Consider the following 12,925-nt stretch of genomic DNA (forward strand, 5'->3'; position numbering starts at 1 on the left):
TTATTCAATCGCGTCAGCGCAACGCGAAACTCATGGCGGAAAGTGCCGTCATCCAGCCAACCACCTCCGCCATCGTCACACAATCGAACCCCACGGTGACGGCATCAACCCGTGTGGCCGGGGGGAGTATTGCCATTTGATCTGCGAGTGCCGCATTGCTCATCAAGAATTCCGTCTTGTATGGCCCATTCAGCCGGAATGCTTTTTTACTACCAGCTTCGCGGACTGCACGTATCGCCCCCTCCCTCAGCATAGCGCGCGCCCGCTGGACGGATACCTGACGTGCAGCCCGGTGACCGAAAGATTGTTTGACAACGACAAATTCAGCATCCGGGAAAAATCCAATATTTTCGTCCCTCGTGCAATCGTCGCCGGAAACCAGACCAACTGGAACGCCAAGCTCTCCGGCATAAGCACCGTAAATACCCGGCTCCCCGTAAGGCAGGTTGTTGATACGGACTTCCCGGAATGCAAAACCGTTTGTGGTGTGGGCAAGTACCCCACCCTTGCCGGCCATGGAATGATGCCCGACCATAAGGAACAAATCGAATTCAGCCGTCAAACCGCAGGCCATGTTCATCGGCTTGGGCTTGCCTAGAAGCAAATCGGCTGCCGGATGCAGCAGAGATGGCAGAATATTTGTCATTGGCCCGTGAGAGTCGTTGACAAGGATTTCGGTTGCGCCCGCTTCTACCAACCCCTCGACTACGGCGTTGACTTCTTCGGTCATGAGAATGCGCGCTTTCTCATATTCCACATGACCAGCCTGCCCTTGAGCCGGAGCAACAACACCTGCAACTCCCTCAATATCGGCGGAGATATAAACTCGCATAACAACCGCTCCTCAGTCGGATCGTAGCTTCGGATCGAGCGCATCGCGCAAGCCATCGCCAAAAAGATTGAAGCCCAGCACGGTGACAAATATTGCGATGCCGGGGAATAACGTCAAATGATCGGCCACTCCCATATAGGTCCGGCCATCAGCCAGCATGGCGCCCCATTCGGGGCTTGGCGGTTGCGCGCCGAGGCCGATGAAAGATAAGGCAGCAGCGGTCAGAATGGAGGTGCCTATACGCATCGAAAAATAGACAATGACGTTTGGCAGGGTACCAGGCAAGATATGACGAAGCATGATAACGCGATCAGCTACGCCGATCGCCCGCGATGCATCGACATAAACAGTGCGCTTCAACTGCAACGTGGTGCCGCGAGCAAGTCGGGCGAAAACCGGAATAGAGAAGATCGCGACTGCGTAGATCACATTGGTAATGCCGGGTCCGAGCACCGCGATCACAGCGATTGCAAGCAGAATGCCAGGGAAAGCAAGCAGCAGATCGCACAATCGCATGATAACCGAATCCACCCAACCACCGTAAAACCCGGAAACGATACCAAGCGTGACGCCGAAAAGCGCGCCCAGCGTCACCGACAGAAAGCCCACCGCGAGCGAAATGCGCGCACCCCAGATAATGCGGCTGAATATGTCACGCCCATAGGCATCCGTTCCCGCCCAATGCCCGGCACTCGGGCCCTGGAGAACGGCATTATAGTCCGGCGTGCTCGGATCATAAGGTGCAAGCACTGGAGCCAGAATTGCCGCCAGCACCAAAGCAATGATGAAGACAAACGCCACCAGGGCTACCTTCTGCTTTTTGAACCGCCGCCAGAATTCGGCCAATGGTCTGCGCATTTTCTGGGCTGGGTCCACCAATACGGTTGTCGTACTCATTTGTAGCGGATCTCCGGGTTTGCAAAGGCATAAAGAACGTCAACCAGCAGATTGATAAAGATGAACTGTAGTGAGAACAGCAGGATCAATGCCTGAATGACAGGGTAATCCCGATAGGAAACGGAATCGACCAGCAGTCTTCCTACACCTGGCCAGGAGAACACGCTTTCGACCACTATCGATCCACCAAGCAGAAAACCGAATTGCAGACCAACCATTGTGATAATGGGGATCAATGCGTTGCGTAGCGCATGTTTCCATACGACCCTTCGCTCCGGCACGCCTTTGGCGCGTGCTGTGCGAACATAGTCCTCCCGCGCAATTTCAATAAATGCTGAGCGGGTAAAACGCGCCATAACAGCTGCAACCCCCACCCCAAGCGTGAACGAAGGCATCACATAATGCTGCCAAGTACCGTAGCCGCCGGTCGGAAACCAGCCAAGTTTCACCGAGAAAATATTGATTAGCAACAGGCCCAGCCAGAATGGCGGGAATGAAATGCCGGATACCGCTATGATCATTCCAGCGTAGTCAGGCCATTTACCGCGTTTTACAGCAGAAATCACGCCGATCAGCAAACCGAGAAGTGAAGACCAGAGCATTGCAAATACAGTGAGCCAGACTGTAGGCATCAGGCGTTCGCCGATCTCCTCGGTGACCAGTCGTCGCGTCTTAAGCGAAACACCGAAATCGCCGTGAACCGCACGCGTCAAATAGCGTGTGAATTGCTCTGGCAACGGTTTATCCAACCCAAGCGACGAACGAACTGCAGCAATATCTTGCGGGCTGGCGTCGGGGCCCGCTACAAGGCGGGCGGGATCACCTGGCAGCATGTGCACAAAGGCGAAAACGCAAACCATCACGAGCACGATGACAGGTACGGTAGCGACAAGCCGTTTGATGAGATAGGAAAACATAAATTCCCTTTCGGAAAGGTAGCGCCGGCCCCGAAAGGCCAGCGCTCTTTTCACGAGCTGTTAGTCAGCGAATGCCGCTTCTTCGAGCAGGAAACCACGATCCGGAAGCATATAGACGCCGGAAAGTGACTTGGTCTTGGCCGACAGGTTCTGGTTCACACCGAGGAAGATCCAGGGTGCGCCTTCCCAGGCGGCCTTTTGTGCTTCCGCATAGAATTCTGCCCGCTTGGCCGGATCAGCCGTGCTGATTGCACCTTCGATTGCAGCATCGACCTTTGCGTCCTTGAAGTAAGCAACGTTGAACATTGCTGGCGGAAAGCTCTGGCCATAAAGCAGTGGGCGAATACCCCAATCGGCATCGCCCGTCGATGCAGACCAGCCGCCATAATACATCTGTACGGCAGCATCTTCCGGCTTCTCGACAGACCAGATTTTCTGCGCAGCAACGCCAGCCTCAAGCGGCATTACGTTCACTTTCACGTTGATCTGTGCCAGTTGCTGCTGGATGAACTGAACCGCACGTATGGATTCCGTATTGGAGTTTGCCCAGATTTCCGTTTCGAAACCACTCTCCAGGCCTGCTTCCTTCATCAAATCTTTGGCCTTGTCGAGATTGTACTCGTAGTTGCCAACCGGCACATGGAATGCAAGGTTCTTGGGAATGATCGAATCTGCCGGCTCGCAAAGGTCGTTATAGACGATCTTGCAATAGGCTTTTTTGTCTACGGCGTAATTGAGCGCGTGTCGGACGCGAACGTCATCGAAAGGCTTTTTCAGATTATTGAGAGAGACGTACCACTCGACGATAGAAGGGTCTTTATCGACCTCGACATTCGGGTTCTTTTCGGCGACCTGCATCAGTTCAGGAGGGAAAGAAGGGATGAACTGGGCTTCACCCGTCTGGAGCATTGCAAAGCGCGCACCGGATTCCGGCACTGAACGAACCGTCACGCCATCGATCTTGGGAAGCCCTTCTTTCCAGTAGTTGTCATTTTTCACGACTTCAAGCGTATCTGCCGACCAGTTTTTGAACTTGAACGGGCCGGTTCCGACCGGATTGCGTCCGATCTCCTTGCCGTATTTTTCAAGCGCCGCCGGTGAAATGATCATGGCACCTGGATGAGCAAGCGAGGCGATCATCGCGCCAAACGGTTCCTTGAGGATCAATTTGACGGTAGCATCGTCAACAACCTGCACTTCCTTGACCATTGAGACCAGGCTGCGGCGCGAAAGCTTGTTGTCCGGGTTGGCAAGACGTTCGATATTGGCCTTAACTGCTTCAGCATTGAAATCCGTGCCGTCGTGGAACTTGATACCTTTGCGAATCTTGATGGTAAATTCGGTCGCATCGCCATTGGCCTCATAGCTTTCAGCCAGTAGAGGAATGAGCTTCATATCCTTGTCGAAGCCAAAAAGACCCTGATAGATAAGACGAAGCGAGGTCTGCGACAGCGTGTCATTGATGTTCGTTGGATCAAGACCTGTCAGGTTATTTGGTACCGCAACGGTAAGGGATTTCGCCCAGACCGTCGCGCCCGGGAGCATTATCGCGGCGGCCAACGCCGACGACAACAGCAAGTTCTTCAGTTTCATTGTCAACTCCTTCCTAAGATCAATGAAAATCGCCGATGGGATGGCGTGCTACGAAATGGCCAGGCTCCACCTCGATAAGAGGGCTGACGACCGGCATGTCGTCCGGTGAACGCACCGGGCTTGGGATTTCCCCCTCGATAAGCGGGCGACTGCGCTCACGCCGCTGGGGATCGGCAATTGGAACCGCAGAGAGAAGCCGTCGCGTATAGGGATGTTGTGGATTTTCGAAAATCTGGCGCCGCGGACCAATTTCAACGACCTGCCCAAGATACATCACCGCCACACGATGGGATATCCGCTCAACAACCGCCATGTCGTGACTGATGAATATGTAGGAAAGTCCACGTTTTTCCTGCAGTTCCATCATCAGATTAATGACCTGTGCCTGAATGGAGACATCAAGCGCGGCAACCGCCTCGTCGGTAATGAGAATATCGGGATCTCCCGCGAGAGCACGCGCTATACAGATACGCTGACGTTGCCCCCCCGAAAACTGATGCGGATAACGATGCGCATGCTCTGGCTGCAGACCCACGTCCCGAAGCAATTCCACTACACGCTCCTGGATTTCCCCCCCTTTTGCGAGCCCGTGGGTGATTAGCGGCTCCGCAATTGAAAAGCCCACAGTCAGCCGCGGATCGAGGGATGCGAACGGGTCCTGAAAGACGTATTGGATCTTGCGGCGAATGGATTGCTTTTCCGCTCTTCCAAGTTTGAAAATATCCTTGCCATTATAGAAGACCGCTCCGGAAGTGACTTCCTGAAGCATCATTATTGTGCGTCCGGTCGTTGACTTGCCACAACCCGATTCACCGACCAGCGCCAGTGTTTCACCCTGGTGCAAACTGAAACTGACCTGTTCCACAGCATGCACGCGACCAGTGAGTTTCGAGAAGAGCCCGTTCCTGATATCGAACCGCGTCACCAGATCACGCACCTGCAATACCGGCTCAGGTGATTTGATCGTGTCTTGCGGAGGATACTCGGCAAAACTGTCCGAGCCGCTGTCATCGGCTTTCAATAGAGGAAAACGACGCGGAAGGTTTTCACCGTTAAGAGCTCCAAGACGTGGCACTGCGGCAAGCAACGCGCGGGTATAACGGTGTTGCGGCGCAGCAAAAATGGTTTCTGCGGTGCCTTCTTCCACTTTCTCGCCGCCACGCATAACAAGCACCTTGTCTGCAACTTCCGCCACAACGCCCATATCGTGAGTGATGAAGAGTACGGCCATGCCCATCTCTTCCTGCAGCAAACGGATGAGACGCAGAATCTGCGCCTGAATGGTGACGTCCAGAGCCGTGGTTGGCTCATCGGCAATCAGCAGACGCGGTCGGCAAGAAAGAGCCATGGCAATCATGACACGCTGACGCATGCCACCCGACAACTGGTGCGGATGACGGTCAAGTATGCGCCTGGCATCGGGAATACGGACCTTTTCCAACATGTGCAGTGCTTCAGCCCGTGCTTCAGCAGAAGAACACTTCTGATGCAAACGCACCGCTTCGGCAATCTGCTCGCCAACAGTAAAAACCGGGTTGAGAGAGGTCATTGGCTCCTGGAAAATCATCGCTATATCGTTGCCGCGAATACCTTCCATCTCATCAAGCGCAAACCTGGTAAGGTCGTGTGTAACTCCATCGCGGTTGGTAAATTCAATAGCGCCTTCCGTAATCTTGCCGCCACCGAATTCCACAAGACGCATGATCGCAAGAGACGTGACAGATTTACCGGATCCGGATTCACCCACAACTGCCAGCGTTTCACCCGGTTTGATCTCGAACGATAGATTCCTGACCGCACGAAACGTGCCATCATCGCCCTTGAAATCAACACTGACATTTTCAACGCGTACGATCGGTGCGTCTTCGGGGTTACTCGGCTTCACTGTCATCCGTGGTCCTCGATTTGGACTGCGGCTGATCTTCATCCTCCGCATAAAGATAGGGCATGAGAGAGCGCGTTACGGAAACGGCATCCGAGACGCTCTGGTGATGTGCCGTCAGCACGGCAATGATCGCTTCGAAGGCAGCGAGTGCACCAATCGTCGAACTATGCAGAACGGGGTGGCTCGCGGGTACGAATATCTGCTCATGGCTGAGTGAACACAGCGGCGAGGCAGGGCCATCCGTTACGGCAATGCAATGGGCTCCCCGGCCTCGCGCAAGCTTCAGAAAATCAAGGGTCGCCTGTGAGTAGCGTGGCAAGGCCATCGCTATCACAAGATCTCCAGGCCCCAGCCGGAGCACTTTCTGGGCAACACGTTCGAGCCCGCCGGCACCGTTCAGCACGAGCTGTGACCGGGTAAAAAGGATTGATTTATCAGCAAGATATTGCAGCATGTTCGCGCTGACGCCAAAACCGAGAAAGGCAACACGCGGCGCATTCATCATCTGGGCCGCAATGTCCTCCCACACGGTATTCCCGGCTTCCCTCATGACCTGCTGCAAGCATTCTGCAGCACTCTGGAAGGAACCCTCCGCAATCTTTCCAGGCGGGATGTGACGGGCGCGGTCGACATTCTCCACTGGGCGCAGCAATGACTGGTAGCCTTGTACCGCGAATCCTCTGAAATCTGTAAAGCTCCCCAATCCCAGTGCCCGCACGAACCGGGTAATCGTTGCAGATGAGGTAGAGGTTGCTTGTGCAAGCTCCTCTATACCCATCGTCGCGACCGCGAATGGATTGGCGAGCACAAAATCTGCGATCTTTTGCTGGTTTGGGGTGAGACTGCCTCGGCAGGACCCAATCAATGTGGACAGATTCACGTTGTTCCCGTTTACTTTTTATCTTTATGAAAAGTCATTTATCATAATTTTACCGATTTGAAAATAATTTTCACATTAGTTCACAGGGTGTTGTCACGTTAACTGGGCTACAGTTGCCTGCCTGACGGTTTGGGCGTAAATTTTGGCGATGCAGACATCAGTTATCATCTTCAAGCGTCACCGTTTTCCGCCACAGCTTATTGCTCATGCGGTGTGGCTTTATCTGCGGTTCAACCTTAGTCTGCGTGAAGTTGAGGAAATGCTGCTTGAGCGTGGAATCGACGTATCATACGAGACAGTTCGTCGTTGGATCGCCAAGTTCGGCCCCCAGATCACACGCAACTTGCGGCGGCGTCAGGCGCGCCCCGGCGATATTTGGTATTTGGACGAAGTGGTCGTCAAATGCACTGGAGAAAAATTCTGGCTTTGGCGTGCGGTGGATCAACATGGCTCCGTTCTCGAAGAAATCTTGCAGAAGCGGCGTGATAAAAGGGCGGCAAAGCGATTGCTTGTGGCGTTAATGAAGCGCTATGGCTTTGCTCCCAAACGGATCATCACCCATCGGTCACCTGGAGCGTTGCAACGGTTCGTCTCCATGCACTCAGCGACCCGCAATTGTTTCTCTGTTCCATCTCGTCGCCGAGCCGCACACACAATTCGCTACCATCGCCTCGAAGCTTTCGATGCATGGAAAATTGCGGCCTGTTTCGCCTGAATATCTACGAGCCCCTGGCCTTTCCGGCCAGAGAAACTTAACGTGACAACACCCATTTCACAGTCTCCTTTCCAGCTGTTTCGGATTTGCATTATGGCGTCACGACACGAAAGTGGCGAATCTGTCCGACTTTTAAGAACGTATCCGGAACTCAGGTTGGTTTGACCGTGGTTGTCGTTGCTTTTTCGGCCTTGAGAGCTTCGTAGAGGGCGGTTTTCCCTATTTTCACGCGGGCCGCGGCTTCCCGGACGTTCAAACCGGCCGCCAGATGCTGGCGGGCTTTGGCAAGTTTGTCCGGGGTTACGACGACTTGTCGGCCACCGCGTCGGCCGCGTTCCTCTGCGGCTTGCAGACCGGCACGTGTTCGTTCCCGGATCAGATCGCGCTCGAACTGTGCCAGCGCGCCGAACAGGTGGAAGACCAGGCGACCGCCGGATGTCGTGGTGTCGATGTTTTCGGTGATGGATCGGAAGCCGACGCCTTTGGCCTCCAGTTCGGTGATGATCTCGATGAGGTGCTTCATCGACCGGCCGAGGCGGTCGAGCTTCCAGACTGTGAGCGTGTCGCCGTCGCGAACGTAGCGGATCGCCTCAGCCAATCCGGGGCGGTCAGTCTTCACGCCGGATGCCTTATCCTCGAACAGCCTTTCACAACCTGCTTTGCGCAAAGCGTCGAGTTGCAGGGCGGTGTCCTGCTCGCCGGTGGAGACCCTTGCATAGCCGATAGAGGTCATGAGACGTGGTTTGTCCGTTTTTCCGTTGAATTCGGACATTGTCCGATTTGCCGTTTCATGACAAGGTTTGCGGACAAGAACTGTGGATGCCGCGAAACGTTCGTTTGTCGGACACGCATTTTCCGTTTCGCTGCACTCTCCGCGGCGAAACGGGAAGATCAGAGAATGGCGCGAAGAGCATTACTGAGCGAGGCATGGTGGCAACAGGCGACGATCATCCCGGATAACGAAAGGGAGATCGCCAAACATTACACGCTGGATCGATCGGATCTCGACCTGATCATGCGACAGAACAAGGCCTCGAACAGACTGGGCCTCGCCTGTGTTCTGGCCACGCTACGATACCCTGGCCGACCGCTTGCGGATGGCGAGGTCCTGCCGGCTGGCGTCTTACGATTTCTGGCGCGGCAGATCGGCGTCGATCACCATGAGATCGATCGTTATTTCGAGCGCCCACAGACGCGGCGCGAGCATCTGGCCCTGCTTTTCTACAGAATGCAGATGCGTCCGTTTGTGCCTTCGGACGTGCGGGCACTCACAGGCTGGCTGACACCTGCCGCGCAAACCCTGCGCCAGGCCGATGTATTGGCGGATATGGTCGTGGAAGAACTGCGACGCAGGAGAATTCTTTTGCCAGCGCGGCCAGCGCTCGAAGCCATCATTCATGTGGCAATCAGGCGCGGCATTCGTATTGCTCATCGGGCCTTGGCCGGCGGGATCTCAGAAGGCCAAAAGCTCGATCTGGACAAGCTTCTCGATCCGCGTGAGGGGACAAGCGTGACCATTCTTGCCTGGGCGAGAACGCCGGCATTGTCGCCAGCCGCCGTCAACCTCGACAGAATTGCCGAGCGCATTCGTTTTCTCCGGTCTCTGAACCTGCCGACGACGTTGATGGATCGAATTCCGGCCAAGGTCTTTGACGAATTTGCTGCAGAGGGGACGCGAATGAGCGCGCAGCATCTGCGCGACCTTAACACCGAACGCCGACATGCTGTCCTGGCTGCAACAGTGCTCCACCTTTCCCGCCATCTCACCGATTGCGCGATCGACATGTTCAAGAAACTCATGGGCATCCTGACGCGGCGAGCCAATAACCAGGCGGCTGCTCGCGTCACCCGATCCGTTCGGGAAGTGCAGACGCCGTTGAAGGACGTTTCAAAAGTCTGCCATGCGATCATCAAGGCCAGAGAGAAGGGTGAGGACATGGCCAAAGCGCTTGATCTGGTCATCCAATGGCCAGCTTTTGCAACCAGTGTCCAGGCGGTTGATACGCTGATCGCGCCGGATGTTATCGACGGTAAAATCGAAATGCTCCAGCGCTATCCGACGATCAGGAAACTGGCGCCACAGTTTCTCTCCACTCTCGTGTTCCGCGGTCACGCAGTGGCGGCGAACCTCTTGCGGGCGCTATCCGTGGTCGCGGGTCTATATCGTACGGGCAAAAGGACCATACCCGACAAGGCACCGATCTCCTTTGCGCCGAAGGGCTGGATGCCTCTCATACTCAAAGATGGAAAGATTGATCGCAGGGCTTATGAGCTTTGCCTTTTCAGCGAATTGAAGCGCCGGCTCGATGCGGGCGATATCTGGGTGGAAGGAGCCAAACGCTTCCAGTCTTTCGAAAGCTTTCTCATTCCCACGCCGACATTCGAGCTGATGCGTGAGGAAGGAGCGCTTCCAATCGCCGTTGATACCGATGTCGAGACTTATCTTCGCCAACAGCGCCAGCTGCTGAACGATGGACTGGCTGACCTCTCGCGTCTGGCCGCAGCCGGCGAGCTCGACGATGTAGAACTGACCGGGGCGGGGTTTAGCGTCACGCCGCACAAGGCTATGTTTCCGGATATCGCCAAGTCGCTGAAGCTAAAGGTGGAAAGCCGTCTGCCTGCGATCCGCATCACTGACCTTTTGCTCGAGGTTGACGCCCGAACGGAATTTTCGAACGCCTTTACCCATTTGCGCAGCGGTCGGACGGCCGACAACAAGCTTGCGCTCCTCACCGCCATCCTGGCGGACGGCATCAATCTCGGTCTCACGAGAATGGCGGACGTTTCCCCCGGCATTACGATGCGCCAACTCGCCTGGGCGCACGACTGGCATATTCGCGAGGAAGGTTACACGGCCGCGCACGCCATTCTCGTCAACGCCCAGAGGCAATTGCCTCTGGCAAGCTTGTGGGGCGATGGAACAACGTCATCCTCCGATGGCCAGTATTTTCCGGCGGGCGGACACGCCGAGGCGATCGGCGACCTCAACGGCCGCTATGGTCCCAACCCCGGCGCCAAATTCTACCGGTTCACCTCTGACCAGTACGGCGCTTTCTACATCATCGCCATGAATGCCAATGCGAGCGAAGCCATCTATGTCCTCGATGGACTGCTCTATCATGGCAGCGATCTCGCCATCGAAACCCACTATGTCGATACCGGCGGGGTAAGCGATATGAGCTTCGCCCTTTGCCATCTCGTTGGTTTCCAGATTGTGCCTCGGCTGCGCGGTCTCAAGGATCGCAAGCTCTATCTCTTCCCGGGCGACGCGCCTCCCGAAAACCTGGCGCCGCTCGTTGGCGAGCACATCAACGTCGAGCGGATCAAGGCAAACTGGAACGACATCCTGCGGCTGGTCACGACGATCCGTTCCGGGCAGGTTCGGCCTTCGACCCTGTTGGCAAAGCTGTCCGCATTCCCACGCCAGAACGGACTGGCGTTGGCGCTACGCGATCTCGGTCGCATCAATCGGTCCATCTTTCTGCCCCAGTGGTGGCAGAACCCCGAAATGCGCAGGAACGCGACGGCCGGCCTCAACAAGAGCGAATCCCAGAACACCTTGGCCCGCGCACTGTTCTTCAATCGCCTCGGAGAATTGCGCGACCGGACTTTCGAGAGCCAGTTCTACCGAGCATCTGGACTGAACCTGCTAATCAACGCCATCGTCTACTGGAACACACTCTATCTCGAACCGGCGTTCGCCGAGCTCAACCGCGAGGGCATTCCCACGCCGCTTGACATCATCAAACACATTACCCCACTCGGCTGGCAGCACATCAGTCTCACCGGCGATTACATCTGGACCCCAACAGACGGCGTTGATCTCAGGCCATTGCGGCGCGAAACATCTATCCTCGCAGCGTGATCACCATACGTTCTCAAAAGTCGGACAGATCCAACACTTTCGTGTCGTGACGCCAGCAAAGATTGCTGGCGTCCGACCAGTGAATTTGAAGAAGGTTTTCTTGCCGTCATCGAAAACCATTGACGGCTTCAGTTTTGTATCTCCCGTAAATGAATAGTCGATATTGACGTTTGCCTTGTCGATTTTAGAGATATTCGGGTTGGCAGCGCGATATTCAGCCTCTTTGCGCATCGCTGCATTCAAATCCTTCTCGGGGTAAATGAAACGGACGCCAAAGACCTTTTTGCCAGCATCCGGGGCATAGTCGTGCAGCTCCAGAAAATAGATGCGCTTGGTTGTGACAACGTTCATGTTTGTGACGACGTTCTTCGCCGTCGGTTTCACAAACAGAATGTTGCCTTTTTCGGTTGGAGCGACCTGCCAGCTCTCTGTATCGCCGAGTGAAATCGTCTCAAACTTTTCATCCTCATCGAAGATGATCATTGTCGATATGCCATACGTCGCGGAGATTTTGACGACATTGTTTGGCTGGTAGACAACACTGGTAACACGTGAATCGAGCGATCCAGCCCTTGGTGTCTGTACTGCGTGGGCGTGCGAAAGGAGGACGGTGGAGAATGCCGCCGCAATTAGGAAGCGGTTTTTCATCCCTTGCTCCCTTCCGTGACGGTTTCCTGATCACGCCGGTAATTGTAAACTTGGAAGCCGAGGGGATTTTCAAACCGCCATTCGTTTGTGGCGGGTTCGTCCGTGTAGCGATAGCGCACGACACCTATGTAGTGTCTGGTGATGGCATCGGTATCGGACTTTTCAGTGGTTGAGAAACGAACAAGTGCGGTGGAGACATTGGGGAAGGTGACAGACTTCACATTGACAAGCACACGCTTGTTTTTCCCGTAGACCTTCGCCGGATTGTTCGGATTCGCAGCGCTGTATTGCTCTTGCAACTCGCGAGCTGCATCACCTGTCGACAACAGTGCCGCCGTGCCAAAGTTTGTATCGATCGCGTAAGGATCATAGCCTTCACGTGTCCTGATATACCGAACAACGTTGGCTTGGGTGATTGCGCGTGAATCCGTCAGATCTTGTGCTTTTGTCAATCCGCTTTTGGTTTCGATGTAGCCGGTAGCCTTGTCTACGACGACAATCACAGGCTCGAAAGATTTTAGCGGAACCAGCATAACGAGCGCGAGTAATGCGAAAAGCGCGACGAGCCCGAATATGATGGTTAGGAACCATGCCACGGCCTTTGAACGTTTTGCTTTCCTGACAATTTCGTTCTCCCAACGATCACCGTCTTGAAAATAAATTCTCAATGCAGCTTCTTTGGAATCAGTCATG

At 54.9% G+C, this 12,925-nt stretch carries 10 protein-coding genes and 1 pseudogene; 2 read left to right on the forward strand and 9 right to left on the reverse strand.

The genetic code is table 11. The features are described 5' to 3' along the window. Positions 1-13 precede the first annotated feature (13 nt). From MKS82_RS28300 to MKS82_RS28325, 6 genes are read right to left on the reverse strand one after another with little or no spacing between them, the layout of a single operon-like run. Positions 14-832 (reverse strand): M55 family metallopeptidase, encoded by an 819-nt coding sequence (locus tag MKS82_RS28300; protein WP_240579587.1) that lies wholly within the window; start codon positions 830-832, stop codon positions 14-16. Positions 833-844: 12 nt separating this feature from the next. After that, on the reverse strand, positions 845-1,729 hold the full coding sequence (locus MKS82_RS28305; RefSeq protein WP_109366499.1) for an ABC transporter permease subunit: 885 nt from the start codon (positions 1,727-1,729) through the stop codon (positions 845-847). Continuing rightward, positions 1,726-2,646 carry a glutathione ABC transporter permease GsiC gene (gene gsiC, locus MKS82_RS28310; RefSeq protein WP_240579588.1) on the reverse strand — a complete coding sequence of 307 codons (921 nt, stop codon included), beginning with the start codon at positions 2,644-2,646 and terminating at the stop codon, positions 1,726-1,728. The genes MKS82_RS28305 and gsiC overlap by 4 nt, the downstream gene beginning before the upstream one ends. Before the next feature lie 60 nt (positions 2,647-2,706). Further along, the gene (locus MKS82_RS28315; protein ID WP_109366500.1) at positions 2,707-4,239 is read right to left on the reverse strand and encodes a glutathione ABC transporter substrate-binding protein; all 1,533 of its coding nucleotides are present in this window, start codon (positions 4,237-4,239) and stop codon (positions 2,707-2,709) included. Between the two features lie 19 nt (positions 4,240-4,258). Beyond that, positions 4,259-6,130 carry an ABC transporter ATP-binding protein gene (locus MKS82_RS28320; RefSeq protein WP_109989920.1) on the reverse strand — a complete coding sequence of 624 codons (1,872 nt, stop codon included), beginning with the start codon at positions 6,128-6,130 and terminating at the stop codon, positions 4,259-4,261. Next, positions 6,111-7,004, reverse strand: coding sequence for a MurR/RpiR family transcriptional regulator (locus tag MKS82_RS28325; protein WP_109366502.1), 894 nt, complete (start codon positions 7,002-7,004; stop codon positions 6,111-6,113). The genes MKS82_RS28320 and MKS82_RS28325 overlap by 20 nt, the downstream gene beginning before the upstream one ends. A gap of 148 nt (positions 7,005-7,152) precedes the next feature. Here MKS82_RS28325 and MKS82_RS28330 point away from each other — a divergent pair, with 148 nt between their 5' ends. Then, positions 7,153-7,719, forward strand: coding sequence for an IS6 family transposase (locus MKS82_RS28330; RefSeq protein WP_240579589.1), 567 nt, complete (start codon positions 7,153-7,155; stop codon positions 7,717-7,719). A gap of 151 nt (positions 7,720-7,870) precedes the next feature. Here the strand turns inward: MKS82_RS28330 and MKS82_RS28335 are convergent, their stop codons facing one another. Next, the gene (locus MKS82_RS28335) at positions 7,871-8,452 is read right to left on the reverse strand and encodes a recombinase family protein (RefSeq protein WP_109614887.1); all 582 of its coding nucleotides are present in this window, start codon (positions 8,450-8,452) and stop codon (positions 7,871-7,873) included. A 165-nt stretch (positions 8,453-8,617) separates the two neighbouring features. On the opposite strand from MKS82_RS28335, the gene MKS82_RS28340 reads away from it, so the two are divergent. Continuing rightward, positions 8,618-11,584 carry a Tn3 family transposase gene (locus MKS82_RS28340; protein WP_109614870.1) on the forward strand — a complete coding sequence of 989 codons (2,967 nt, stop codon included), beginning with the start codon at positions 8,618-8,620 and terminating at the stop codon, positions 11,582-11,584. 54 nt (positions 11,585-11,638) lie between these two features. Here MKS82_RS28340 and MKS82_RS28345 read toward each other — a convergent pair. Together MKS82_RS28345 and MKS82_RS28350 are read right to left on the reverse strand one after the other, a co-directional pair. Next, positions 11,639-12,232, reverse strand: a pseudogene (locus MKS82_RS28345) (TrbG/VirB9 family P-type conjugative transfer protein); the annotation flags it as partial. Then, positions 12,229-12,924 carry a virB8 family protein gene (locus tag MKS82_RS28350; protein WP_240579590.1) on the reverse strand — a complete coding sequence of 232 codons (696 nt, stop codon included), beginning with the start codon at positions 12,922-12,924 and terminating at the stop codon, positions 12,229-12,231. The gene MKS82_RS28350 and the pseudogene MKS82_RS28345, both read right to left, overlap by 4 nt. Between the last annotated feature and the right edge of the window lies 1 nt (position 12,925).

It is taken from the genome of Ochrobactrum sp. A-1 (assembly GCF_022488005.1).
Lineage (GTDB): Bacteria > Pseudomonadota > Alphaproteobacteria > Rhizobiales > Rhizobiaceae > Brucella.

Excerpts from the sequence above, each read along its gene's own strand:
- MKS82_RS28305 (WP_109366499.1), bottom strand. The coding sequence starts at position 1,729 with ATGAGTACGACAACCGTATTGGTGGACCCAGCCCAGAAAATGCGCAGA.
- MKS82_RS28330 (WP_240579589.1), top strand. The coding sequence starts at position 7,153 with ATGCAGACATCAGTTATCATCTTCAAGCGTCACCGTTTTCCGCCACAG.
- MKS82_RS28320 (WP_109989920.1), bottom strand. The coding sequence starts at position 6,130 with ATGACAGTGAAGCCGAGTAACCCCGAAGACGCACCGATCGTACGCGTT.
- MKS82_RS28340 (WP_109614870.1), top strand. The coding sequence starts at position 8,618 with ATGGCGCGAAGAGCATTACTGAGCGAGGCATGGTGGCAACAGGCGACG.
- gsiC (WP_240579588.1), bottom strand. The coding sequence starts at position 2,646 with ATGTTTTCCTATCTCATCAAACGGCTTGTCGCTACCGTACCTGTCATC.
- MKS82_RS28315 (WP_109366500.1), bottom strand. The coding sequence starts at position 4,239 with ATGAAACTGAAGAACTTGCTGTTGTCGTCGGCGTTGGCCGCCGCGATA.
- MKS82_RS28350 (WP_240579590.1), bottom strand. The coding sequence starts at position 12,924 with ATGACTGATTCCAAAGAAGCTGCATTGAGAATTTATTTTCAAGACGGT.
- MKS82_RS28335 (WP_109614887.1), bottom strand. The coding sequence starts at position 8,452 with ATGACCTCTATCGGCTATGCAAGGGTCTCCACCGGCGAGCAGGACACC.
- MKS82_RS28300 (WP_240579587.1), bottom strand. The coding sequence starts at position 832 with ATGCGAGTTTATATCTCCGCCGATATTGAGGGAGTTGCAGGTGTTGTT.